The sequence below is a fragment of the Lachnoclostridium sp. An118 genome (assembly GCF_002160985.1).
GTDB classification, from domain to species: domain Bacteria; phylum Bacillota; class Clostridia; order Lachnospirales; family Lachnospiraceae; genus Claveliimonas; species Claveliimonas stercoravium.
The window spans coordinates 60,000-85,591 of the sequence record NZ_NFLQ01000009.1 but is presented as its reverse complement, the minus strand read 5'-3'; the positions used below and the strand labels follow the sequence as shown (position 1 = coordinate 85,591).

Genomic DNA, 25,592 nt, shown 5'->3' with positions numbered 1-25,592 from the left:
TTTAAAGTGTATGCGGCAGAGGAGAAAACGTGATTTCCCGGCTGGGAAAGAGATAAAGCCGTTGCGGGAGGCGGCTGTTGTATTGTAAAATAATCTTATACAGTATATTTCAGATGATCCAGATATAATTTTTTAGAAAATTAAGGAAAGGAGCATTGTCATGGGAATTATTGAAAAGATGAGACTGGACGGGAAAAAGGGATTTGTTACAGGCGCCGCCAGGGGTATCGGAAAATGTACGGCCACTGCTTTTGCGGAGGCCGGGGCGGATGTGGCCATTGTGGATCTTGACCTGGCGGAAGCCAGGAAGACCGCGGAGGAGATTGCGGGGGAAACAGGGAGGAAAGTAATCGCGGTCGGAACAGACTGTACAGATCCAAAGCAGGTAGACGAGATGGTGGCCCAGGTTGTCCGGGAGCTGGGCGGCCTGGATTTCTGCCATAACAACGCAGGCATCTGTATCAATGCGCCGGCTGAGGAGATGACCTACGCGCAGTGGCTCAAGGTGATCAACATCAACCTAAACGGGATTTTTCTCACAGATATTGCCGCCGGGAAATACATGCTGGAACACGGAGGGGGTTCCATTATCAACACAGCCTCCATGTCCGGGCATATCGTGAATGTCCCTCAGCCTCAGTGTGCTTATAATGCCTCAAAGGCAGGGGTGATCCAGCTTACCAAGTCTCTGGCTATCGAGTGGGCGAAGCGGGGAGTGCGGGTGAACAGCATCAGTCCGGGATACATAGGGACAGAGCTGACGCTCAACTCTCCGACTCTTGTTCCGCTGATCGAGAAGTGGAACGAGATGGCGCCTTTGGGACGCATGGGCAGGCCGGAGGAGCTGCAGTCCATCTGCGTGTATCTGGCGGGGGATACGAGCACGTTTACCACCGGCGCGGACTTTGTTGTTGACGGAGCCTTCACCTGCTTTTAGTAGGGGGCTTGGATACTTCTTGTGGGGCTGAGAAGGAAAGCTGGATAACAAGAAGGGAATACAGTGCGGTTTTTCAAAGAAAATGTACTGCATTCCCTTTTCTGTTTTTTTGATCAGATCGCCCAGGAGATTTTCTGTCTTTTCATATATGATTCCGGTCTCAAGAAAATGGTGGGCGGAGTCCATGGGAGCATAGCAGGGAGGCAGTATGAGGAATATAAAAACAGTAATTTTGATGATAATGGCACTCTCTCTTCTGGCAGCCGGATGCAGCGCCGGCACAGAGGAAAAGAACGGAAATCTTAAGGAAGGAGAAAATATAAAAACAGAAAAGCTTTTAACTGTCGATGAACTGATCCGTTTATCAGAAATTACAGAAGCGGAGTACAGTGATGTGGATCTGCAGCAGTTTATCGATGACTATGCAATAACAGAAGAAAATGTGGATTCTTTAAATATCAAGCTGCTGCTCGAAAATTATGACGGAGAGGAAAGGGGAGATGTAAGCGATATATTTACCGGTACGGCAAAGGAGCGGACAGAGGATTTCACAGCGGGAGTGACGGCGGTTGCTTTTTACGAGAATGTGAATACGGGCAGCGAGTGCGTATACTATAATCTGGCTGCGGGGCAAAGATATCGGGCATCCAATTGCTATTTGTTTTCAGATTTGAGTCAGACAGAAGCAGAGCTGTATAGTGATGGGGAAATGCTTATAGATCAGATGGACAGTCTCGGAGTGTTTTCATGGGAAAGCAGCAGCGATTCGGAGGCTATGGAGGATGCACAGAGTATGGAGCTGGCTGTAAGCTATGAGGACGGTGCGGTATTTCATGTGTCATCAACAGGTATTCTGTCGAAGCTTTTGCCTGATACATATACAGAAATAAGAAGATTGCTGTTGGGGTAGCAAAAAGAACTAAGAAGGAAGGAGTAGGAAGACCCAGAGCCGCATCGGCTAAGGAAGCTATAACTGTGTTGGTGTGCCTTTTGATGGTATACGGGTATATATATCCTCCCGTTTAAATTGACTTTTCCACAGAACCGGGCTAAAATAAACTGACGAAGTAAGATCAAAAACAGGAGGAATTTGGAAAGATGATAAAGCTCTACGACAAAGGCGTTTATCTTGTGAACGGCACAGAGATCATGGAAGATGCGGCCGCAGTGCAGCAGAAGACCGGACGGGCCGTGACCCGGGAAGAAGCAGCAACGCAGACCATGGCATACAACATACTGAAGGACCACAACACCTCCGGAAATATGGAACGCCTTCAGATCAAATTCGATAAACTGACCTCCCACGACATCACATTCGTGGGAATTATCCAGACAGCCAGAGCATCGGGCCTGGAGAAATTCCCGGTTCCCTATGTGCTGACCAACTGCCACAACTCCCTTTGCGCGGTGGGCGGGACCATCAACGAGGATGACCACATGTTCGGCCTCACATGCGCAAAGAAGTACGGCGGCGTGTATGTGCCTCCTCACCAGGCAGTCATCCATCAGTTTGCCCGGGAGATGCTGGCCGGCGGCGGCAGGATGATCCTTGGATCTGACAGCCACACCAGGTACGGCGCCCTGGGGACCATGGCCATGGGCGAGGGCGGACCGGAGCTTGTAAAACAGCTCCTTGGCAAGACCTACGACATTAAGATGCCCGGCGTCATCGGCATTTATCTGGACGGAGAACCCATCAAGGGCGTAGGTCCTCAGGATGTGGCGCTGGCGATCATCGGCGCTACATTTGCAAATGGCTATGTGAACAACAAAGTCATGGAGTTCGTGGGCCCCGGCGTGGACAAGCTGAGCGCGGATTTCCGTATCGGCATTGACGTCATGACCACAGAGACCACCTGTCTGTCCTCCATCTGGAAGACTGACGAGACCATCCGTGAGTTCTTTGAGATCCACGGACGTCCGGAGGACTACAAGGAACTGGATCCAGGTGCGGTGGCCTACTATGACGGCATGGTGTACGTGAACCTGAGCGAGATCCGTCCCATGATCGCCATGCCTTTCCATCCTTCTAATGTATATACGATCGACGAGGTCAACGCCAACTTAAAGGATGTACTCCACGATGTAGAGCAGAAAGCTCTTGTCAGCCTGGACGGCGTGGTGGACTACTCCCTCCAGAACAAGATCGTGGACGGAAAACTCTACGTGGACCAGGGCATCATCGCCGGATGTGCCGGTGGCGGGTTTGAAAATATCTGTGCCGCGGCTGATATCATCCGCGGAAAATATATTGGCGCCGACGAGTTTACATTCAGTGTATACCCGGCAAGTACGCCTATCTACATGGAACTTGTAAAGAACGGCGCGGTGGCAGACCTTATGGAGGCGGGAACCATTGTGAAGACAGCCTTCTGCGGTCCCTGCTTCGGCGCGGGAGACACACCGGCCAACAATGCCTTCTCCATCCGCCACTCCACAAGGAATTTCCCCAACAGGGAGGGATCCAAGCTGCAGAGCGGACAGATCGCTTCCGTGGCCCTCATGGACGCCCGTTCCATCGCTGCCACGGCGGCAAACAAGGGCTTCCTCACACCGGCTACGGCCATGGATGTGGAGTACAAAGGACCCAAGTATCATTTTGATAAGAATATTTATGCAAATCGCGTGTTTGACAGCCACGGCGTGGCAGACCCCTCCGTGGAGATCAAGTTCGGCCCCAACATCAAGGACTGGCCCGAGATGTCTGCCCTTCCGGAGAATCTGATCCTGAAGGTAGTGTCTGAGATCCACGATCCGGTCACCACGACAGATGAGCTGATCCCCTCCGGCGAGACGTCATCCTACCGCTCCAACCCGCTGGGACTCGCGGAGTTTGCCCTCTCAAGAAAAGATCCTGCCTACGTGGGCCGGGCTAAAGAAGTGCAGAAAGCCCAGAAAGCCATCGAGGCGGGCGAGTGTCCGCTGGATGCCCTGGAGGAGTTAAAGCCTGTCATGGCAAAGATCCAGGAGACATACCCGGAAGTGGGCAAGGGAAATATCGGCGTGGGCAGCACCATCTTCGCTGTGAAGCCGGGAGACGGATCCGCAAGAGAGCAGGCCGCCTCCTGTCAGAAAGTGCTGGGCGGCTGGGCCAATATCGCCATCGAGTACGCCACAAAGAGATACCGCTCCAACCTCATCAACTGGGGTATGCTTCCGCTTCTCACAAAAGAGGATCATCAGAACCTGAGCTTTAAGAACGGCGACTACATCTTCGTCCCGGACATCCGCAGGGCTGTGGAGGAAAAGGCAGATGTGATCAGGGCATACCTGGTGGGAGACAGCTTGAAAGAGCTGGAGTTCACCATGGGCGACCTGACAGATACAGAAAGAGAGATCATCCTGAAGGGATGCCTCATCAACTACTACAGAGGATAAGCGCCGGAGAACAGGACCGGTGAGATAAAGTGCGGACAGCCCCGTGTCAGACAAAAGCATCTGGCCGGGGCTGTCTGTTTTTTTGCAAAGGATCATTTTCCATGCAACAGAAGGCCTGCCAAAAGACTCTAATATATAAAAGGAGCAGACAGGCAGTTACGAGGGAGGAAATACTATGAAGTGTGATGCGGAAGGCTTTGCTGCCCTGTACGGCACAGTGTACACGGACATGTACCGTTTTGCGCTCTGCATGATGAAGAGCTCTCACGACGCGGAGGACGCTGTCAGCGAGGCTGTGATACAGGCCTATGAGCACATCGGTTCCCTGCGCAGCGAGGAGTCCTTCAGGAGCTGGATCTTCACGATCCTGGCCAACACGTGCAGGCGGAAATGGCGGCAGCAGGAGAAAGACCAGGAAAAGGCGGAATGGACCTTTTTCTCGAATGAGGAGGAAAGCGCCCCGGACTGGGAGCAGGCCGTGGACGTGAGGAACGCCTTTGCCATCCTGGCGGAGGAGGAGCAGCTCATCGTGGGGCTGTCCGTGTTTGGCGGGTACACCAGCGGGGAGATAGGGGAGTTTCTGGAGAAGAGCCCCTCCACCGTGCGCTCAAAGCTGAGCCGGGCGCTGGCCAAAATGAGTCTGATACTGAAGGAGTAGGAAAGGAGAGGTCTGCATGGAAAAGAAAGAACAGGAAATGCTTGAAAAGATACGGTCTTCTTCAGGAGAGCTCCGGGTACCGGAGGCGCTGGAGCCTGAGCATGTGAAGGAGATGCTGGAAAAGCGCGACAGAGAAAAGGAAGAAGAGAAGGGAGAGAAGCGGAGAAGGACCGTACGTTTCCTGCGCTCTGTCCGGGGCCGTCAGGTGGCGGCGCTGGCGGCAGGACTGGCCCTGGTATGTCTGGCGGGAGCCGCCTATACGATGGGGGCCCGGGAGGCCAGCGGGTCTCCGGAAGGTGAGTCCTATCATATATCAACCAGCTCCGGCGGCGCAGGACCAGAGACAGAGACGGAGAGCGGAAAGCTGACAGCGGCCGGGAGCTACGATGATATCTACGCCTGTCTCGAAGAATACCAGGAAGCGTATGAAGAGAATGAGCCGGGCGGGATCAGCGGCTTCCATCCGGAGTCCCGGGAAGTGACCGCAGAGAGCGCCTCCCCGTCGGGAGCGGAGGAGAGTTCGCAGGCTGCGGCGGCCAGCGGGGCGGCCGACTATGCCGGCAGCTACTCTGACACAAACATCCGCCAGGAAGGTGTGGACGAGGGTGACGTGGTGAAGACGGACGGACGCTATATCTACACCCTGACAGATGAGGGCGAGATCTCCATTGTGGACACGGCAGACGGGATGGAAGAGGCCGGAGTCATCAGTGAGGACAGACAGATCCTGGAATTCTACGTGGCAGACAGCAGGCTTATGCTCTTCACCTATGCTGTGGATGCGGATGAGGAGAAGGCGGACTATGATATCTGGAGCAGCGGGACAGCCCTTGTCACCTATGACATCTCTGACAGGGGAGCGCCCAGGAAGCTGGGGGAGGTGACCCAGAGCGGAAGCTACCGGTCCTCCCGCATGGTGGGGGATCACGTGTACGTGTTTACCACCTTCTACGCGGATATGTTTGCCGAGGCGGAGGCCAGGGAGACATACATCCCACAGGCGGGCGGCAGCCTGATACAGGAGAGCTCCATCTACCTGCCCGAGACGGACAGCCCAAGCCAGTATCTGGTCATGACGTCCACGGATATAAAGACGCCGGACCGGATCGCGGACAGCAAGGCCCTCTTTGCGGGTTACGGGGAACTCTATGTGAGCAATGAAAATATCTACTGGTACGAAGTCTCCTCCGGGTACGATGGGTTTGGATGGGAGTACAGCACGCTCATCCGGAAGATTTCCTATAAGGAGGGGAGGCTGGAGGCAGTGGCCAAGGGCTCTGTCCCGGGCACGATAGACGACTCGTTTTCCATAGACGAGTATGAAGGGAACCTGCGGGTGGTGACTACGGACGAGAACGCCAACGGGCTCTATATACTGGGCCCGGATCTGGAGGAGACAGGACGCATTGACAATTTGGCAAAGGATGAGCAGGTCTACTCCGCCAGGCTGATGGGGGATATGGGGTATTTTGTCACGTTCCGGAACACAGACCCCCTCTTCTCGGTGGACCTGTCAGACCCGGAAAATCCCCAGATACTGGGAGAGCTGAAGATCCCGGGCTTCTCCGATTATCTCCACCCCTACGGAGAGGAGTGCCTCCTGGGCATCGGCATGGATGCGGACGAGGAGACGGGGGCCACGGGAGGCGTGAAGCTGAGCATGTTCAATGTCAGCGACCCCTCCGATGTACAGGAGGAGCACACGCTGATTCTGGAAAATGTCTACAGCGCCGACGTGCTCTACGACTACAAGGCGGCACTCATCGACCCGGACAGGAATATCATCGGTTTTTCCGCCTACAGGGGAGCGCAGGAAATATATTACGTGTTCTCCTACGATGCGGACAAGGGCTTTACCTGCCTTATGGAGGAGCGGGTAAACGGCAGCAGCCAGAGAGCGGCCAGAGGGCTCTACATAGAAAATGTGCTCTATGTGGTCAAGGGAAATATCATTGAGTCCTACGGGATGGAAGATTTTAAGAAGACAGGAGATATCATCCTGTAAAAAAGCAGAGTGCGCAGGCCGTATGTTCAGCGCACTCTCTTTTTCAGGACAGGCCCCAGGATCACCGTGAGGGCGATCTTGACAGCATCTCCCGGCAGATAGGGTATGACGCCTATGAAAAGGCCCTCCGTGATGCCCAGGTCAAGCTGCACGCAAAGCCACGCCGTGCCGAAGGCGTAGGTCACCGCCATGCCAAGCACGAGCCCGGCCACGCAGGCGCCCCGCCTCCAGTGGAAGTGCCCGGCCACGAGGCCGCCGATCACGGTGAGGAAGAGAAAGCCGATCAGGTAGCCGCCGGTGGGACCGGCAAATTTTCCTACGCCTCCCGAGAAGCCGGAGAAGACGGGAAGGCCGCACAGGCCCAGGAGCAGATAGATGATGCAGCTGGCTGTGGCTTTCTTCCATCCCAGCAGGAAAATAGAAAATCCCAGCACAAGGTTGGTCAGCGTCAGCGGCACGGGACTGAGCGGGATGGGAATGGACAGAGGCGCCAGTATGCAGGTGACCGCGGTCATAAGGGCGGTGAGCACCAGGCTGCGGGTGGAGAAACGGGAGCCGGATGAGACCCTTTCGTTCGTTGTGGACATAGATGTGAACCTCCTTCTGCTGCGATAAAAAGGGCAGCGCTGTGATGTTGTAAACTGATCAGAGTATATAATAAGACCACTAAGATTGTCAACTTAAAAATAATCAAAGTTAACAATTGGTGCGGTGAAAAGAAGTAATTATCAGAATTATTATAAACAATTAGAAAATTATAAATTAATTTAAAGTTATAAAAGAAATAGTGTTGACAAAAAGAAGACCTGGTGCTATTATATAGTCAATCCAAAAGAAATCCATTCCGAAACAGAGCTTCTGACGAGAAAGGGAGCTTTAAAAGCAAAAAGGAAGGATTTCAGAAAATAAATATCATATATTTCATATGTCGGTGAGGTGTATGGTATTTAGGTGGAAATCAAATGGAAGGAGGCTTAATCCATTGGACAATTCAGAATTTCATTTTCCATATGTCAGTGGTATGGCAGCAGACAGTTCCCAGAGAGTAAGCCTTGATGATAGAAGGACCGATAGAATTTTATAAGGAAAGTTGATCGGAGAGTACAAAATATCGGTATAATAAAAATCGATAAAGCTGCAGACATATCGGAACAGATACCACATATAGTTCAAAGATATTAGAAGATGCGTGAAGAAGCATCGGATAATATATCGGAATTTATATCAGGGAGCTGTATAAAATGTAAGTTATAGAAGGAATAGCTCAATATGGTTACAGACATAGTTATCGTAATAAGGGATGAGGCTGTAACAGCAACGGCTATAGATATTATAATAACTGAGGATATGTTTTATACAGATGATCATGAGGGAGATATAAATAAGAGATTTTGGAGATTTTGATCCGGACTTTGAGTTATAAATGTTCGAAGAAAAAGAGCAAAGGCGGGAACTGAAAAGTCGACATCCTATCCTCCGAGATAATATAAAATATGATAAAATTTAATAGGAGATAGCCACTATGACCAATAAAGTGATCGTAGTGGCTATTTTTGTGATATATTTTGACATTGACTACCCTGTATGATACACTAAAAGAGTTAAAATATATACATTGTTATATAGAAACATATTTGTTGAGGTGAGAATATTGGATAAATATGAATATCGGGTTAAAACGGAGCAGATGCTTGAATACATGGAAAAAAAGCAGTACAAGAAAGCCATGGAGATCGCTGACACGATCGACTGGCGCCGTGTAAAAAACGCGTCCATGCTCAACAACGTAAGTGAGATTTATGAATATAACGGGGAGTATCAGAAGAGCAGGGATGTACTGTTCATGGCTTATGACAGGGCTCCGGGGAGCAGGAAGACCGTCTATCGCCTTGGAACACTTGCTTTGAAGATCAATGACACGGATGAGGCCTCGGACTGCTATGAAGAGTTTGTCAGACTGGCGCCGAAGGACCCCAACCAGTTCATCTTAAAATATAAGATACTGAAGGCACGCCGCGCGCCGCTGTCTGAGCAGATCGAGGCGCTGGAGGACTTCAAGAAGGCGGAATATGTGGAGAAGTGGGCTTATGAGCTGGCAAAGCTCTACCATGAGGCCGGCATGACCGCGGAGTGCCTGGAGGAGTGCGATGACCTGATCCTCTGGTTCAGCGAAGGGAAATACGTCTACCAGGCCATGGAGCTGAAGATGAAATATAAACCGCTGACTCCTCTCCAGCAGGAGAAGTATGACAGCATGAGAGGCGTGCCCTCGCATACCCTCCCGAGAGACAGAGCGGCAGAGGAAGAGCCGGGGGAGGAGCCGGATGAGACGTCCCGGGAGTCTGCGGAGGACACGGAGGACGAGGGACAGGCAGCTCCGGAGGAGACGGAGCAGAGCCTGTTTGAACAGAGAGCTCCGGAGACGTCCGGTACCATAGATGCGGAGACAAGAGAAATCCGGCTGGATGAGCTCCGGGCGGCAAGAGAGCAGGCTGCGCAGGCCAGTGCGGCTGCTGAGGAGGGATCCGAGGCGGAGGAGTCCCGGAGGAGCCGGAAGAAGGTGAAGGAGGACTCTCCTATCCGCAAGACGGTGAAGGGGGCCACACTGGCTGAGGCCCTGGCCAACGGCGTCAAGGTTGCCAGCGGCATGGACATAGAGGACATTGAGAAAAAAGCCAGCCCCAAGCGGGATGAGGATATGCGCATCACAGGCCAGATGAAGATCGAGGAGATCCTGGCGGCCTGGGAGGCAAAGCAGAAGGACAATGCCGAGGCCATCGAGGCCCAGAAGAAGCGGGATGAAGAGAAGCTTGCCGAGAAGAAGCAGGAGGCACAGCGCCGCCGCGAGGAGGAGGCAAGAAGGATAGAGGAGCAGCAGAGAGCTGCCGAGGAGGCCAGGAGGATCGCAGAGCAGAAGGCTGCCGAGGAGGCCAGGAGGCTGGCCGAGGAGCAGGCTGAGCAGGAGCGGATCCTGGCAAAGCAGAAGGCTGACGAGGAGAAGCGCCTTGCCCGCCAGAAGGCGGAAGAGGAGGAGGCCCTTCTGGACCGCATCGCCTCCGGCCAGGTGACTGCTGAGCTGAAGGAGGCTGTGAAGAACGCCGTTCCCCGGGAGGAGGCAGAGGAAGCTGCCGAGGAAGAGACCGTGGAGTCAGAGCTGGAGACGGAGGTGACCGGAGGCATCGTCGAGACCGAGGAGGCCGAGTACGAGGAGGCTGACTTCGAGGCCGAGCAGGAGCCGGAGTACGAGGAAGCTGAGTACGAGGAGGCCGGGGATGAGGAGGCTGACTTCGAGGCTGAACAGGAGCCGGACCAGGAGGAAGCTGACTATGAAGAGGCTGACTTCGAGGAGGAAGCCGACTTTGAGGACGAGGACGATCGTCAGCAGGAGCCCGCGGCTGCGCCGGCAGAGGAGGAAGACTCCGCCACCGGCATGACAGCTGACCTGAGGCAGCTCATGGAAGAGCTGGAGGCCGAGGAGAGACAGTCCCGCAGAAAGGATGAGCCATCGGATTTTGATGACGAATTCCAGGCGGCTTTTGAAGAGGAGTCCTACGAGGAAGCCGACTTTGAGGATGAGGATGACTACGGGGAGGCTGACTTTGAGGACGAGGACGACTACGGGGAAGCCGACTTTGAGGACGAGGATGACTACGAGGAAGCTGACTATGAGGACGAGGACGGCTACGAGGAAGCCGACTTTGAGGATGAGGACGGCTATGAGGAGGACGACCTGGTAGACGACTACGAAGATTATGATGACATAGATGATGAAGATTACGACGATGATTTCTTCGATGAAGAGGAAGAGCCGGAGGAAGAGGAAGAAATTCCCGAGGAGCCTGACCACAAGCTGACCAGAAAAGAGAAGCGGGCCCAGAAGAAGGCGGAGAAAGAGGCCGCTAAGCAGGCGAGAAGGACAGAGGAGCTTGTCATCGAGGAGCCCACGGAGGAGGAGATCCAGAGAAGGATCCAGAAAGGAAAAGGCGGCGTGCCTTTTGACACCGGGTTTGTGGTGACAGGTCGGTATGACCTGAGCGCTACCAGCGAGATCGGCCTGAAGGCGGGACTTACTGAGGAGCAGAAGCAGCTCTTCTCCTATTTTGTTCCTGTCCGGGGCATGAGCGAGCAGATCGTGGAGGTGCTGGACAATGACCGGAGAGAGAGAAGGGGCGGCACATCCCGCACCGGCAACATCCTGGTCATCGGACACAAGGGCTCCGGAAAGACGGTCCTTGCTGTGGATATGGTGAAGGCCATCCAGAAGCAGAGGAACCTGAAGCAGGGCAAGGTGGCCATCGTGACGGGCGAGTCCCTGAACAAGAAGGATATACCCAATATCATCCAGAAGCTGCGGGGAGGCGCCATCATCATCGAGAAGGCAGGGAAGCTCAACGCGAGGACAGTCCGGGAGCTGAACATCCTGATGGAGAAGAAGACAGGCGAGCTGCTCTTTGTCCTGGAGGACCAGAAGAAGGCGCTGGAGAGGCTGTTTACGGCAAATCCGGAATTCAAGAAGAAATTTACATCCAGACTGGAGCTTCCGGTGTTTATCAATGATGAGCTCGTCACCTTCGGGCAGACCTACGCCAAGGAGAACGGATACAAGCTGGATGAGATGGGTATCCTGGCTCTCTACAGCAGGATCGATGTGATGCAGAGAGAGGACCATGCCGTGTCTGTGGCAGAGGTGAAGGAGATCATGGATGCCGCGATCGAGCATTCACAGAAGGCAAATGTCAAGCATCTTGCCCGCCGTATGTTCCGGAAGGGAACGGATGAGTCTGACAGGATCATTCTGAAGGAAGACGATTTCAGGATTTAAAAACTGTACAAAATGTATAAAAAAGAAGGAGTTTTGACAAAATAGATTGTTCAAAACTCTTTCTTTTTGTGGGGGGATAAAGTATAATAGATGTATTAGAAATTGAGCATGAGAGGGTGAAATCATGGCAGTAAAGAAGAACATAAAACCTTATGAGATCGGGGAGCTTGACCATTATCTGTTCGGTCAGGGAAACCATTACGAAATATACAGAAAGCTGGGCGCCCACCGGGTAAAGGACAAAGATCAGGAGGGCGTTTATTTTGCTGTCTGGGCTCCCCACGCGCAGGAGGTCTCTGTGGTGGGAGACTTTAACGGCTGGGACAGGGAGGCAAACCCGATGGAGCGGGGAGAGCCTCTCGGCATTTACACCTGCTTTGTGCCGGATCTGCCCGAGATGTCACTTTATAAATACTGCATCAAGACCTACAAAGGGGAGTATATCCTGAAGGCAGACCCCTTTGCCAACTATGCGGAGAAGAGGCCGGGGACAGCGTCCAGGGTGGTGGACCTGTCGCGCATTGCCTGGACAGACGGAGAGTGGATGGAGAACCGCAAGACGTGGGACCATACGGTTGAGCCTATGTCCATCTATGAAATCCACATCGGATCGTGGAAGAAGCACCCGCTGACAGAGGACGATGAGGACGGCTTCTACAATTACCGGGAATTTGCCAGAGAAATCGTGAAGTATGTGAAATACATGGGCTATACCCACATTGAGATCATGGGGATCGCGGAGCACCCCTTTGACGGCTCCTGGGGCTACCAGGTGACAGGATATTTCGCTCCCACGTCCCGTTACGGCACGCCGGAGGACTTTGCCTGGATGATCAATTATCTGCACCGCAACAGGATTGGCGTTATCCTGGACTGGGTGCCGGCTCATTTTCCCCGGGATACCCACGGGCTTGCGGACTTTGACGGGACACCCACCTTTGAGTACGCGGATCCCAGAAAGGGAGAGCACCCGGACTGGGGGACAAAGATTTTTGACTACGGGAAAAATGAGGTGCAGAATTTCCTTATCTCCAATGCCCTGTTCTGGATAGAGAACTACCATGTGGACGGGCTTCGGGTAGATGCCGTGGCATCCATGCTCTATCTGGATTACGGCAAGCAGGACGGCCAGTGGGTGGCCAACAAGTACGGCGGTAACAAGAACCTGGAGGCTATCGGATTTTTCAAGCATCTGAATTCCGTGGTCCTGGGGAGAAATCCGGGGGCGGTGATGATCGCGGAGGAGTCCACCGCATGGCCCAAGGTGACGGGCAAGGTGGAGGACGACGGCCTGGGCTTCAGCCTGAAGTGGAACATGGGCTGGATGCACGATTTTACTGAATATATGAAGCTGGATCCCTATTTCAGGAAGGGAGCCCACAACCTGATGACATTTGCCATGAGCTACGCATACAGCGAGAAGTATATCCTCGTGCTCTCCCACGACGAGGTGGTGCATCTGAAATGCTCCATGCTGAACAAGATGCCCGGGCTTGGATTTGACAAGTACGCCAACCTGAAGGCCGGCTATGCCTTCATGATCGGACATGCGGGCAAGAAGCTGCTCTTCATGGGCCAGGAATTCGCCCAGCTCAGAGAGTGGAGCGAGAAGAGGGAGCTGGACTGGTTCCTCCTGGCGGAGCCGGAGCACCAGGCTATCCAGAACTGGATGAGAGACCTTCTCCATCTGTACAAGAAGAACAGGGCCCTCTATGACCAGGACAGCACCTGGGAGGGATTTGAGTGGATCAATGCGGACGACAGGGACAGGAGCATTTACAGCTTCATGCGCCACGGAAAGGGCGGCAAGAAGAACCTTCTCTTTGTCATCAATTTCACCCCCATGGCCAGGGACGACTACCGGGTGGGCGTTCCCAGGAGAAAGCAGTACAAGCTGGTCATGAACAGTGACGACCTGCAGTACGGCGGGAAGGGCGAGGTGAGGCCCAAGGTCTATAAGGCTGTGAAATCTGAGTGCGACGGCAGGCCCTACTCATTTGCCTACAAGCTGCCTCCCTACGGAGTGGCTGTCTTTGAATTTTAGAGAGAGTTATGCTATGATTTACAGGCGGAAGGAAAAGGCGTTCCTCCGCCTGTAGTTTTTGTGCGATACACCCGGAGACCATCGGGCGGCAATGCCGCAAGATGAGCGGGGCGTCGCGGTGAGCGGGCAGGGGAAGGGAATTTCTTCCATCCGATCAAAGGTGAAAGGAGACGGCAAAGGAGATGCGTCTGAGAAATATACCCCGGGCGGAGGGCGTGCTGGAGGCCCACGACAAGGTGATAAAAAACGAGAAGGAGCTGAAGGGGCGGTGGAGGGAGGTCTTTGGAAACGACAACCCTGTCTATATAGAGATTGGCATGGGAAAGGGACAGTTCCTCACAGAGATGGCGGCCCGGCATCCGGAGCGGAACTATATCGGCATTGAGCGCTATTCCAGCGTCCTCCTGCGGGCTGTGGAGAGGCTGGATAAGCTGGAGGAGGACCGGGGCGGCCGGACTTTGGGAAACATCCGGTTTATCTGCATGGATGCGGCGCAGATCGCTGAAGTGTTCGGGAAGGGGGAGGTACAGGGGATCTACCTCAATTTTTCCGACCCCTGGCCCAAGAAGCGGCACGCCAGGAGGAGGCTCACGTCCAGAGGATTTTTTGCCAGGTATGACCAGGTGCTGGCGCCGGATGGACAGGTGGAGTTTAAGACAGACAACCGGGACCTGTTCCGGTTTTCCCTGGAGGAGGCTGAGGAGGCGGGCTGGAGAGTGCTCATGAGCACCTGGGACCTCCACGGCGACCCGGATATGAACAGGGGGAATGTGATGACTGAGTATGAGGAGAAATTTTCCGCAAAGGGGAATCCTATCTGTAAGCTGACTGCAGGAAGGTAAAGGCCGGACAGACCCGGGATGGAGAGTCAATAGAGGGAACGCTCCTGCATACTATATAGGGAGAAGAATTTGCGAAGGAGACTGGCATATGGGGAAGAGAAGACCCGGGAGCATCTCCAGATGGAGCTGTATGCTGTACCGGCTCAGAAGGAGAAGCCGTCTCATTGACTGTTTTCACAGGTCCATGCATGAAGTGTACCGCATGCTCAATCCCGGATGCTGACCCGAAAGAGCGGAAAGGATGTCCTTATGTATCACCTGACAGAGGAGAATTTTGATATAGAGGTCCTGCGTGAGACGGGGGCCGTTGTTGTCATGTTTTATGAAAAATGGTGCCCGAAATGCTCTATGACCAGACCCTATGCGGAGGAGCTGGAAGAGAAATACAGAGGAAGAGTCAGGTTCTGCGAGGTTGAGGTGGAGGAGAGTCCCCGCCTTGCGGCTGTGTACGGGGCGGATATCGTGCCTGCATTCCTGCTTGTGAGGGGAGGCGCGGTGAAGGCCTTCATGAAGGGCGTTGTGGGAGATGAGGTACTGGAGAAAAGGCTGAAGGAGCTGCTGTGAGAAGCGGCTCCTTCTCTTTTTCTTCATCCTTTTTTAAGAAAAGATCCGTGTACAATCGGGCCGTAATGTGTTATATTGAGTACGGTGAAAATCAGCTCCGGAATGTGCCGGCGCTGTACAGACCAGAAAATAATTAAAAAGGGAGACAAGGTTTTTAGACCGAAAGCGTATGAAAATGAAAAAAGTTTTGCCGCTTCTGATGGCGGCGGTAATGGTGACGGCCAGCATCCCTATGGCGGCCTCTGCATCGGAGACAGGCAGTACCGCACAGGATGCGGGAAGCGCGGAGTCAGGAACGGCGGGAACGGACAGCGCCGGCGTGACAGGAGGTACTTCCGGGGAGACAGGCTCCGCGGGAGGTGAGGACAGCGCGGCCGGCGGAAATGGCGGGACCACAGCTGACGGGACCGGGCAGACCGGTGCGGATACAGACGGGACCGGCCAGGGAACAGGGACTACAGACGGCACTGTGACAGAGGATGGACAGCAGACAGACGGGACAGCAGACGAGAGCGCAGATGCAGAAGAAGAGGATACAGCAGAAGAGACGGAGGGAAATACAGACAGCGGTAAGGTGGTCACCCTCGGCGAGAACTTAAACGAGGAGCAGCGGGCCTCCATGTACGAATACTTTGGCACTTCCCCGGATGAGGTGGAGACTATCGTGGTCACACACGCTGATGAGGTGCAGTACATGCAGGGGATCGCTACGGACGAGCAGATAGGGCCGACTACGAACAGCTGTGCCTACGTGGAGCCCACGGATTCCGGCGGCATCAAGGTGAAGACGGCGAACCTGAACTTTGTGACAAGCGCCATGATTGCCAGCACCCTGACCACAGCGGGGATGGAGAACTGCAATGTCATTGCTGCGTGCCCCTTTGAGGTGTCCGGCACCGGTGCCCTGACAGGCATCATCATGGCTTACGAGACGGCCAGCGGCGAGGAGCTGGACGAGGGACAGAAGGAAGCGGCTATGGAGGAGCTTGTGACCACAGGCGACCTGGCCGACAGTGTGGGACAGGAGAAGGCCACAGAGGTCATCAAGGACGTCAAGACCGAGGTTATTGACGAGGGGCTGACGGACCCCGAGGAGATTGGCGATGCTGTGGACAATATCGCGGAAGAGAATGAGATCACGCTGACAGACGACCAGAGAGCCCAGGTAGTGGCTCTGATGGAGAAGATTTCCCAGTATGATTACGATGTGAATGCGCTGAAGGACACGCTGGACAATCTGACCGGCGAGAGTGGCGCGCTCTCCAATATATGGAACACGGTAAAGACCTTCTTTGTGGGGTCTGACGACGGCATCCTCAGTGACACAAACGATGAGGCGCTCGGCTCCGATGTCGTTACGGACAGTACAGTCAACGAGAGCGGATTTAAAGACGGGCTCTTCACAAGGATCAAGAATTTTTTCACGGGCGAATAATATTATAAAAGCATGCAAAAGCGGACGTAATACTTTTAAAAAGTATTACGTCCGCTTTTGCCATCACCGGTGTCTTTTTGTGCAGATGCACCTGCCATATTGTGTCCGCTTTTGGCTGTTTTCTGTCAATTCATCTGTCCCGGCAGGGACTGTTCCATGCCGTGCGGGGGCGGGTAAAAGAGGAACAGGTCCGGCGGGAAGCAGGTAAAGGAGAAAAACAGGAGCGCAATGAGCAGCCAGCCCAGGAAGATGAGCATGGGGTCGGCGTGGCGGAAGCTCCTGAGCAGATGCCCGGAAATGACATAGGAAAAGCAGGTCCCTGTCAGGAAGATGAGGATATCGGCGGCGAGAAAACCTCTTCCGAGGATAAAGGTGTAGAGATAGTACAGGCTCACGATGATGACCATGCCGGCCGTGACGCCGGTCAGCCTTGCGCCGAACAGGGCCCGGGGATCAGGCCTGCGGATAAAAAATTCCACTGTGGTCAGGAGCAGTGAGGGGAAGAAGAGAAGCTTTAAATGTTCCCACACGGACTCGTTGACAGGTGAAATGAGTGCGGCGAAAGGGTTTTCGCCGGAAAAATCATACAGAAAATGCAAAGCGCTACCCAAAAGCGCGGCTGAGAGCATGTAGGGAAAATCCCTCCGTCTGCAGATCTGAAGCAATGCTTGTCCCTCCTTGTGCGGCCCTGGTGGATGCGGCCGGCGATGGTGTTATAAAAGATATATATGCCGGGAGAGAGAAAAAAAGAAGAAAAAATGAAAAAACAGCTTGCATTATCTGAAAAACTGTTATATAATACTCCTTGCGTTGAGGTTTGACTCGACAGAATAAAAAATGCGCGATTAGCTCAGCTGGCAGAGCACCTGACTCTTAATCAGGGTGTCCAGGGTTCGAACCCCTGATCGCGCACTCAAAAATCGCTGATTTTAAGGACTTGGAAGCCTTGGGGTCGGCGGTTTTTTTCTGTCTTTTATTGTGTTGCGGAGAAAAGTCTGTCCGGAATGAGGTATAATAATGTCAGAGGGAAAGGCAGAAAAACATGAAGGATAAAGAGACCAGGAAAAAAAGCAAAAAGAATAGATGGAAAAGAAGAGTGCTCGCAGTCTGTCTTGTGCTCGTCCTGATCCCGACGGGGTATATAGGGATCATCTTTGGCTGCATGGGGAAGGTGGAGCCAAAGACAGATGCCGTCACGACAAATGCGGAGAGCTCCCAGTATACGCTGGAGGAATTTTCAGAGCGCCTGCAGCCCTACAGCGGCCTCTATGAGGAGGCGGTGCTGGCCCATGCGGACGAGCCGGACAGCGGGACCTATGTGATACCCGGCCTTGAGTCGGCCAGGACGCTGCTGGACAACGGGGCCAAAAGATTTTCTGTATGTACAGGCATGACACCCCAGGGGATTGCCGTGTCCGGGCAGTATCTTTTTATCAGCGCCTACTGTCAGTCAAAGAACCACAATTCAGTCATTTTTGTGGTGGACAAGGAGACCCACGATTTTGTAAAAGAGGTTGTCCTGCCAAATAAGGCTCATGTGGGAAGCCTTGCCTACGACGCCCGGAATGATAATCTGTGGGTCTGCGGGAGCAGGAACGGGATCGCGCAGGTGAACGCGCTGGATATGGAGAGTATAGAAGCCTATGATTTTTCGGAAGGCTGGGAGCCGATAAGCTTCCTCCACGTAAATAACATACTGGATATCCCACGGAGCTCTTTTATGGCCTACCAGGCCCCCTATCTGTACGTGGGTTATTATTCCACGCAAGAGGACAGCACCATAAAAAAGTACGAGGTGCAGGATGACGGGAACATCAGGAGTGTTCCTGTCGAGCACCCTGCGTCAAAGGTCCGTCAGGGGGTGGCCGAGGAGGACGACCTGAAGATCTCGCCCTATGCGCAGGGCATGACTTTTCTGGGGGATATACTTTTCCTGTCCTATTCCATGGGGATTTTTCCGTCCCGCCTGGCGGCCTACCAGGTCTCGGACGGGATCAGGGATTTTACGGATGAGATGGCTCTGGAGGACATCCGGCTTCCATATATGCTGGAGCAGATTTATATGGATGGAGGTACTATGTATCTTCTCTTTGAGTCAGGAGCCTATCCGTACCGTTATCTTCCCGGCCTGTCTGTGGACAGGGTGCTGAAGATAGACATATTGTGATGGGGAAATATGTACAGACAACGAAAACCCGCCGGCCTTTCAGCCTGCGGGTTTTCGCCGTTGTTATAGTTATCTAAAGGAATGAGAGACTATGCTGTTAAACCATAACTTGTTATAGTGTTTTACAAAGCCCGAAAATAAGGGCTTTTTTTAATTTGGTGTTATTATAATTTATCACATTTTGTTGCCCGAAAGTGCCCCAAAGGTGCCCCGGATACGAGGGAGAGTATTTCTCTGTTTATTCTATTGAGTCCCAGCGTTCCGCAAAGCGGATGCACAGAGCGACGGTTCCTAACAGGGCGGCGGGTCGGCTGTGCAAGCGTCCTACTTACAAATTCCTAATACTTGATCAATCTACTCTGATACAAAAAGAGTATTTTAAATATAATATCTTTAACATAAAAAAATGTTAATGCTAATAATTTAGAAGTAATACAGTAAAATTAAATATTGGATAATATTCCTTATAGCAAAAAATCCCAGTCCATAAATTGGCAGGGGTTTTTTACTATTATTCATTTGAGGAATGTTCAGCAATCCACTTTTTTAAAATAAGATTAATGTATTGACTAAAATTCCGTTCATCTTCTTCGGCTAATTCTTTAATTTGATTAACTACATTTTCATCCAATGTAATACTTACTTTTGTTTTTAACGGCTTCATACTACACATCCTTTTTCTGTAATATACCACTAAGTTATATTTAGTATTGAAAAGTAGGATAAAGTAGGATAAAATAGGATATGCATAAAAGTATATTACATTCAAAGTAATAAATTTCTAAGGAGGAAAAGGAAAATGAAACGTAAAGTGATGCTTGCACTGATAGCGACTCTGACGCTTACAGTGGGAAGTCTGGGGGTAGTTTCAGCTCACGAACATAGCTGGGGTGACGCCTACTATGTAGTAGACCAGGAAGCAACCGAGGACACTAAGGAATGGGTTGTCGATAAAGAAGGTTGGGTAGAAGAGATTACTGAAATTCAGACTATTTGTTACAACTGTGAGTCTAAGGGTATCCATACTCAGTTTGTAAATGACAAAGTTGTTGGTACTGGTGAGAGCCTGGTGGATCATGTTAAGAATCACATGCGTAACGGTGAGTCCGGTCAGTACGGCAGCCGTGAGGTAGTAATTGACACCATCGAGCATCCTGAAGAAGGACACTGGGAGACTATCCCCGGTCTGCCGGAGCTGGGTCATTGGGAGCATGAGTGTAGCGAGTGTGGCGAGATCGAGAATTGTGAGGAGCCTGGAGACATACCAGAAGAGCCGACCGATCCAAGTGATCCGACCGATCCAAGTGATCCGACCGATCCAACTGATCCAACCGATCCAAGTGATCCGACCGATCCAACTGACCCAACTGATCCAAGCGAGCCTACTAATCCGGGAGAAGCTACAGATACACCAGATAATACACAGGATCAGCAGACCGATCAGACTACAAATGAGAAGGCTGACGATGCTACAGAAGAGACAGCAGAGAATAAAGCTCCAAGGACAGGTGATCCGGCCAGCCTTATCTATCTTGCAACTTTAGGAGGAAGTGCTGTTGCAGGGGGCACAGCCTTTAAAATGAGAAAGAAATTTAAAAAGTAATATATTTTACGGCAAAAGATCTGCTAATTCAAGATACAATGCTTGCTTTAGCAGATCTTTTGCTATTTTTAATTATCTTTATTATTCTTGAGTAAATTTTCATATAAGGTTATTGATTTCTTTGCGTCAATATATTCATAATAAAGACCAATTATTTCTTCAAAAGATAGCTTTAACTCTTTATAATTATATTCAAAATTTTTTTTGAAGAAACAGTTTGATTTTCCCGAAGACGGAGTATAGCTATTTATTTTCCCTATACTTAGTGGTCGCTTAACTGCTGCAATATATAAGTAGCAGTAAATGTACTCTTTTTTTCTTAAATACCCCAAAATACAATCTAAGGTTTCGGGAGCGAGAACTTCCTCCACGCATTTTTCAATAGATTGCTTTGGTATATTAAGAGATTCTTTTACTATTTTCATTGCTGAATGAAGATTATCCAGATTTAATTTATTTATAGAGGAAATATCATAGTCCGCTATTGCATCCATGTGGTTTAAGATTTCTTTTTCTATCCTTTCTTTATGTAATTCATCGAAAGCATTATTCAATATCCGATCAAGACGTTTACTATCTATATTTTTAAAAAATTCTTTAGATGGATCTTCTTGTTTCTCTCCATTGGTGGATTCGTATTGTTTTTGAGAGGATTCATAAAGCTTCCATGTAAAATCTAAATATAACTTTGAAGTAATATTAAGACTACTTTTTCTTTTTGTTGTTTCTTTTCTCCGCCTACGTATTTTAGTATAGTTTGAGTTTAACTCAACACTATTATAGTTCTTCAAAACACCCTTTGCATCATTAAGTATTTGATCTTGTATATAAAGATTCCAATATTTACCGCACAATGTAAATAGCGACAATAAAGACTCTTTAGCTTCTGGAAAAAAAGCATAGCGGTTATTCGATTTGTTTTCTATTTCTTCTAAAATAGCGTTATACATTGTCATAAAATAATCGCTCTCCTTAAAGGATTTATTTATGTAGGGATATAAAAAGTTTAATTATAAGTGCAGTTTGTTGGCATTGTAGGGTGGCACACTATTTTGCCGCACTATTCAAATGTCTGATATGATAGGTTTACCTCAAGTAGAAGGGAGCAAAGCCTATGATAAAAATCCGGTCACCAACAAGAATATACCCCTACAGAAGGTAGGGGCATACGTAGCAACCATCAACAAAATGTGGTCGCAATCTGTGACATGATTATTATACCACAACCTATTCATTTTTAAAGGAGGACTTCTATGAAATATCAAGAAGTTATTCGCCTCGTTGCGTTATCACGTCTCAAATCCAAGAAGACTGGCGACGTTTTGTACCGTGTCTCTCTCAAAAAGTCGAACCCGGATGGATTGCCCCGGACGGCGGAGTTTTGGCTCGATAAATCCATCGGTGAGGAGTGCATCCGGTTGGGGCTGACCGAGGATGTAGACGTCCGTGTCGTGACGGGATTTGACGAATTCCTTCGTCTGGCAATTGTGCAGATTCTTCCGGCAGACTTGGATGAGGAACTAGATTTGAACTAAGGAGGATTAACATGAAAATAACAGTGTCTAGCGCTTTAAAGCAGGTCGGTACATTTTTCATTAAATTGTGCCGGGACTACTGCGAGAAACAGAAGAAGGCGCGAATCGAAAAGGAGAAGCAGGCGGAGAGAGACGCAACGGTAAAGATGTTGACTCTATGGCTTGCGTATTTGAACCATGACAAAGCGTTGAAGCTATATCGTGGCTTGAAACCGGACATACACACAAAAAAAGATCAGTTCTTTGTGTTGTTCAATCCGGGTCTGGAGGCAAAGCAGGCGGAGAGAGATTATGCCTCTCTCTGCCGGGGCTGCTGGATTGACTTCCTGAATATGCTTAACCAGAAATTGGCGGAGTATCAGGAGGAGCTGCGAAAAATCGAGCAGATATATGCGGAGAAATGCCAGCAGCATCAGGAAAACTTTTTGTTGATCGAGGCTTTGCAGAACGATCTGCAATTAGAAGCTGATCGCCGGGTGCAGACAAAGTACCTACAGCAGGTCAGGGAGCTTACTGCTGAAAACAGGAAGCTTTTCCGTGAAGGGCAGGAACTTTGCTCACAACGCGCGAAGATCGAGGACATATGTTCGGAGATATATCAAATATTGACTCTTGCCAAAAAGGGGCGGAGACCTACGGATGGTTATTATAACAACCAGCCGGATCACAAGTTATTTGTCCTGCATGTGAAGTGAGACAAGCCGCAAAGCTGTGACGGAGCGGAGAGCGACGGAGCAGCTTTGCGGTGTCTCTCTAAATCAGGGAATAGAAAGGATTTGATCTACTTGACTATAGAAACGATTTGTACATCAGACCCCGGTTTTGGCTATAATATCCGTTTAATTGAATACCCCAATGGTTCAGCTCAAATTAGGCTGTATGATGAACCATTGACCTTACGCTCGGAAAACCCTTACGAGTCGGACGAACTGCCATCTGGAATGGTCTTAGAACCTTTTACAGGGAAACGGGTTCGGGAAATCAAGGACTTTTCTGACCTCGAACCTAAAACTGATCCTCTTGATCTGCGTCAGATCAGCTTATCCAGAACGAAACAGATGATTGCTACATACGCTCGGTGTGTAAAATGGGAATGGTTTTGTGCGTTCACTTTCTCGCCTGATAAGGCGGATCGAACTAATTACAAAAGCTGCTGTAAACAGATGCGAACGTGGCTTAAAAATACTCGAGATAGGAAAGCTCCCAACCTTGTTTTTTTAGCTGTACCGGAACTCCATAAGGATATGGAGAGCTTTCATTTCCATTGCCTTTTATCCAACACGGGAAGCCTGACATTTGAAGATTCAGGCATAATAAAAGACGGTCAGATTATTTACAATATTCCCGGTTGGACTTTAGGTTTTAGTACAGCAACAAAAGTTCGTGATACTTACAAAATCCAGAAGTACATTATCAAATATATGACAAAAGAATGCCATATTATGAGCCGGGGCGAACACCGTTACTTTGTAAGTCGGGGATTACCGAAACCAAAACAGAGCTATTATCTTGCTGGTAAAGGCGAGGAAATGGATCAGGTAAAAGAGATTGCGGATCAACTGGGGCTTGAAATGACATGGGTTTCTCATTTGGACGGCGGTTACACAAATGTGACTTATATTGAGCTTCAGCCGGATAAAGATAATGAAACGGAATAAATGCAACAGGAGGGATTAAAATTGAAAAGAAGATTTTTAGAGGATTTTGTAACTATATTAACCAAACAGATCGAGGAGACAAGGAAACTTTGTACTCTGGAGATTGTACCTGATCCATCGGAGCCGGACTCCATGGAAACAAGGACGTTCTATCTTGCCTGATTTAAGGGGGTGAGTTGATGCTGAATGAAAAAATAACTCTAACGGTAAATGAAGCGTCCGAGTATACCGGGATCGGCAGGACAAACCTGCGTCAACTGATTGCGTGGGGAAAGATTTCCTCCGTGCGGATCGGTAGAAAGATATTGATCAGGAGAGAGGTTTTAGACGAATTTATACGTCTGAACAATGGTAATAATTTAATGAATAAGTATGAAGTAATTGCAGTTTAGTATGCAGGAATATGTTGTTATAATATTTAGTAGGTTTGAAGCATAGTCCTTGCGGAAGAAAGGAGCGTAAAAATGGGCAAGGACTTACAAGGAAAACAGTTGCCTACTGGTATTATGCAAAGACCCAACGGGACATACAGAGCACGTTTTAAATTCAGAAATGAACAATATACACTGGATAATCCGAATTTAAAACTTCTTATGGAGCAGATGGAAGACCTCAAATATGAGGTTAAGCACGGGATCAAGGGGAAAGGGGATTATCTCACTTTAAACGAGTGGTTTGACGTATGGCTGAATACCCACAAAAAGAAGTCTATAAAAGAGAGTACCCTATCCCGCTATGATTATTGCTATAAGAACTACGTGCAAAAAAAGCTGGGAAAGAAGAAGCTGGCTGATTTTAAGCCGATCCTGTTGGAGCGACTGTTTCAAGATATGGCAGACAATGACTACAGTACGAAAACAATCCGTGATATCTGCAATATCCTCAGTGCCGTGTTCAAATATGCGGTACATAACCGTCTTATCACATATAATCCATGTGACGGCGTGGAGCTTCCCAGGACAAAGAAAAAGCCGATCCGTGTTTTATCATTACAAGAGCAGAGAGAAGTGCTAAAACATGCCCGGGGAAGACTTCACGAAAATTTGATTATTGTAGCCTTGGGGACTGGGATGCGTGCCGGGGAGCTCCTGGGACTGACAGACGAGGATTTGGACTTTCAGAAGAAGGAGATCAGGATCAATAAGACGCTGGTGTATATAAAGGATCTGACAACAGGAAAATATGTGTTTAAGTACCAGACGCCGAAGACTGAAAGTGGAAAGCGTGTCATTCCCATGCAGGAAAGCGTGTATAAAGCCTTAAAGCGTCAGCGTATCCAGAAAAAGGAGATGCAGATTGCAGCGGCCGCATGGGAACCGTTAGAGGGTTTTGAAAAACTGGTATTTGTCGGCAGAAATGGAAGGCCAATAGCGGAGCACGCATTTCAGTCAGCTCTCAACTGGATAGTCAAGGCGGTAAACAAAGACCGGGAGAAACAGGCCCAAGAAGATAAAACGGACTTCGTTCCAATGGAGCATATCTATCCACATGCACTGCGACATACATTTGCGACCAGATGCTTTGAAGCTGGGATTGAAGCAAAGACAGTCCAGAAGTATCTCGGCCATTCTTCCGTGGCGATCACATTAGACATATATACGCATGTTACGAATGATAAGGCAAAGGAAGAAATGAATAAACTTGAAAATTTCTATCAGAAAATCATATAGCAACTCTAACATCAACTATCTACCACCGCAACATTCCGTTAGATGCAAGGTGCCCCAAAGGTGCCCGAAGCGGTCAGGAAGCAGCCCTCACAGGCAACGAAAACCCGCTAACCACAAGGGCTAACGGGCTCCGTCGTTGTTATAGTTATCTAAAGGAATGAGAGTAAAGTGTGATGCCGTTCTGCCAGGCATCTGTACTTAATGAGGGGGTGATAGTTGATGTGTCCTTCAACTATCTGTCCTTTATTATAGTGGGGAAATATGTCCAAAGTAT

General features: G+C 50.2%; 24 protein-coding genes and 1 tRNA gene. 21 read left to right on the top strand and 4 right to left on the bottom strand.

All coding sequences use genetic code 11. The features are described from left to right. The first annotated feature begins 160 nt into the window (after positions 1–160). From B5E62_RS09550 to B5E62_RS09530, 5 genes are all read left to right on the top strand, one after another. Positions 161–937, top strand: a complete 777-nt coding sequence (locus tag B5E62_RS09550; RefSeq protein ID WP_087174358.1) for an SDR family oxidoreductase — start codon at positions 161–163, stop codon at positions 935–937. 208 nt (positions 938–1,145) lie between these two features. Continuing rightward, on the top strand, positions 1,146–1,847 hold the full coding sequence (locus B5E62_RS09545) for a hypothetical protein (protein ID WP_143468836.1): 702 nt from the start codon (positions 1,146–1,148) through the stop codon (positions 1,845–1,847). A gap of 188 nt (positions 1,848–2,035) precedes the next feature. Beyond that, positions 2,036–4,315 (top strand): hydratase, encoded by a 2,280-nt coding sequence (locus B5E62_RS09540; RefSeq protein WP_087174356.1) that lies wholly within the window; start codon positions 2,036–2,038, stop codon positions 4,313–4,315. Between the two features lie 175 nt (positions 4,316–4,490). Continuing rightward, on the top strand, positions 4,491–4,973 hold the full coding sequence (locus tag B5E62_RS09535; RefSeq protein ID WP_087174355.1) for an RNA polymerase sigma factor: 483 nt from the start codon (positions 4,491–4,493) through the stop codon (positions 4,971–4,973). A gap of 16 nt (positions 4,974–4,989) precedes the next feature. Beyond that, positions 4,990–6,978, top strand: a complete 1,989-nt coding sequence (locus B5E62_RS09530) for a beta-propeller domain-containing protein (RefSeq protein ID WP_087174354.1) — start codon at positions 4,990–4,992, stop codon at positions 6,976–6,978. Positions 6,979–7,004: 26 nt separating this feature from the next. On the opposite strand, the gene B5E62_RS09525 is transcribed toward B5E62_RS09530, so the two are convergent. Beyond that, a complete protein-coding gene (locus B5E62_RS09525; protein WP_087174353.1) occupies positions 7,005–7,565 on the bottom strand; it encodes a biotin transporter BioY in 561 nt (186 codons plus the stop codon). 682 nt (positions 7,566–8,247) lie between these two features. On the opposite strand from B5E62_RS09525, the gene B5E62_RS17415 reads away from it, so the two are divergent. The 7 genes from B5E62_RS17415 to B5E62_RS09500 all read left to right on the top strand — a co-directional run bounded on the left by B5E62_RS17415 (position 8,248) and on the right by B5E62_RS09500 (position 16,685). Further along, on the top strand, positions 8,248–8,382 hold the full coding sequence (locus B5E62_RS17415; RefSeq protein ID WP_275532584.1) for a hypothetical protein: 135 nt from the start codon (positions 8,248–8,250) through the stop codon (positions 8,380–8,382). Between the two features lie 295 nt (positions 8,383–8,677). Continuing rightward, complete coding sequence (locus B5E62_RS09520; protein ID WP_242957810.1) at positions 8,678–11,800, top strand: hypothetical protein; 3,123 nt, start codon at positions 8,678–8,680, stop codon at positions 11,798–11,800. A gap of 124 nt (positions 11,801–11,924) precedes the next feature. Further along, the gene (gene glgB / locus B5E62_RS09515; protein WP_087174352.1) at positions 11,925–13,844 is read left to right on the top strand and encodes a 1,4-alpha-glucan branching protein GlgB; all 1,920 of its coding nucleotides are present in this window, start codon (positions 11,925–11,927) and stop codon (positions 13,842–13,844) included. Positions 13,845–14,026: 182 nt separating this feature from the next. Continuing rightward, positions 14,027–14,686, top strand: coding sequence for a tRNA (guanosine(46)-N7)-methyltransferase TrmB (gene trmB, locus B5E62_RS09510; RefSeq protein WP_087174351.1), 660 nt, complete (start codon positions 14,027–14,029; stop codon positions 14,684–14,686). Between the two features lie 88 nt (positions 14,687–14,774). Then, entirely contained in the window at positions 14,775–14,909 is a 135-nt protein-coding gene (locus B5E62_RS17410; protein WP_275532583.1) for a hypothetical protein, read from the top strand. Between the two features lie 26 nt (positions 14,910–14,935). Continuing rightward, the gene (locus B5E62_RS09505) at positions 14,936–15,250 is read left to right on the top strand and encodes a thioredoxin family protein (protein ID WP_162610291.1); all 315 of its coding nucleotides are present in this window, start codon (positions 14,936–14,938) and stop codon (positions 15,248–15,250) included. Between the two features lie 175 nt (positions 15,251–15,425). Next, the gene (locus B5E62_RS09500; RefSeq protein ID WP_242957808.1) at positions 15,426–16,685 is read left to right on the top strand and encodes a DUF1002 domain-containing protein; all 1,260 of its coding nucleotides are present in this window, start codon (positions 15,426–15,428) and stop codon (positions 16,683–16,685) included. Between the two features lie 125 nt (positions 16,686–16,810). On the opposite strand, the gene B5E62_RS09495 is transcribed toward B5E62_RS09500, so the two are convergent. Continuing rightward, positions 16,811–17,350: a DUF6512 family protein gene (locus tag B5E62_RS09495; RefSeq protein WP_087174349.1), complete on the bottom strand. Its 540-nt coding sequence runs from the start codon at positions 17,348–17,350 to the stop codon at positions 16,811–16,813. A 174-nt stretch (positions 17,351–17,524) separates the two neighbouring features. On the opposite strand from B5E62_RS09495, the gene B5E62_RS09490 reads away from it, so the two are divergent. Both B5E62_RS09490 and B5E62_RS09485 read left to right on the top strand, forming a co-directional pair. Then, positions 17,525–17,597, top strand: a tRNA-Lys gene (locus B5E62_RS09490). A gap of 130 nt (positions 17,598–17,727) precedes the next feature. Then, a complete protein-coding gene (locus B5E62_RS09485) occupies positions 17,728–18,852 on the top strand; it encodes a hypothetical protein (RefSeq protein ID WP_087174348.1) in 1,125 nt (374 codons plus the stop codon). A 511-nt stretch (positions 18,853–19,363) separates the two neighbouring features. Here B5E62_RS09485 and B5E62_RS09480 read toward each other — a convergent pair. Continuing rightward, complete coding sequence (locus B5E62_RS09480) at positions 19,364–19,516, bottom strand: toxin-antitoxin system protein (RefSeq protein ID WP_076779718.1); 153 nt, start codon at positions 19,514–19,516, stop codon at positions 19,364–19,366. A gap of 135 nt (positions 19,517–19,651) precedes the next feature. Here B5E62_RS09480 and B5E62_RS17250 point away from each other — a divergent pair, with 135 nt between their 5' ends. Further along, positions 19,652–20,455 carry a hypothetical protein gene (locus tag B5E62_RS17250; RefSeq protein ID WP_083582588.1) on the top strand — a complete coding sequence of 268 codons (804 nt, stop codon included), beginning with the start codon at positions 19,652–19,654 and terminating at the stop codon, positions 20,453–20,455. A gap of 68 nt (positions 20,456–20,523) precedes the next feature. Here the strand turns inward: B5E62_RS17250 and B5E62_RS09470 are convergent, their stop codons facing one another. Then, positions 20,524–21,411 (bottom strand): hypothetical protein, encoded by an 888-nt coding sequence (locus tag B5E62_RS09470; protein WP_076779716.1) that lies wholly within the window; start codon positions 21,409–21,411, stop codon positions 20,524–20,526. A gap of 297 nt (positions 21,412–21,708) precedes the next feature. Between B5E62_RS09470 and B5E62_RS09465 the strand changes: the two genes are divergently transcribed. The 6 genes from B5E62_RS09465 to B5E62_RS09445 all read left to right on the top strand — a co-directional run bounded on the left by B5E62_RS09465 (position 21,709) and on the right by B5E62_RS09445 (position 25,318). After that, a complete protein-coding gene (locus tag B5E62_RS09465; RefSeq protein WP_076779714.1) occupies positions 21,709–21,990 on the top strand; it encodes a hypothetical protein in 282 nt (93 codons plus the stop codon). A gap of 11 nt (positions 21,991–22,001) precedes the next feature. Continuing rightward, positions 22,002–22,685 carry a hypothetical protein gene (locus B5E62_RS09460; RefSeq protein WP_087174347.1) on the top strand — a complete coding sequence of 228 codons (684 nt, stop codon included), beginning with the start codon at positions 22,002–22,004 and terminating at the stop codon, positions 22,683–22,685. A gap of 81 nt (positions 22,686–22,766) precedes the next feature. Further along, positions 22,767–23,648 carry a rolling circle replication-associated protein gene (locus B5E62_RS09455; RefSeq protein WP_143468835.1) on the top strand — a complete coding sequence of 294 codons (882 nt, stop codon included), beginning with the start codon at positions 22,767–22,769 and terminating at the stop codon, positions 23,646–23,648. Positions 23,649–23,669: 21 nt separating this feature from the next. Beyond that, the gene (locus B5E62_RS16925; RefSeq protein ID WP_157888458.1) at positions 23,670–23,810 is read left to right on the top strand and encodes a hypothetical protein; all 141 of its coding nucleotides are present in this window, start codon (positions 23,670–23,672) and stop codon (positions 23,808–23,810) included. A 17-nt stretch (positions 23,811–23,827) separates the two neighbouring features. Beyond that, entirely contained in the window at positions 23,828–24,040 is a 213-nt protein-coding gene (locus B5E62_RS09450; protein WP_076779707.1) for an excisionase, read from the top strand. Between the two features lie 201 nt (positions 24,041–24,241). Further along, positions 24,242–25,318, top strand: coding sequence for a tyrosine-type recombinase/integrase (locus tag B5E62_RS09445; protein ID WP_242957806.1), 1,077 nt, complete (start codon positions 24,242–24,244; stop codon positions 25,316–25,318). Positions 25,319–25,592: the final 274 nt, after the last annotated feature.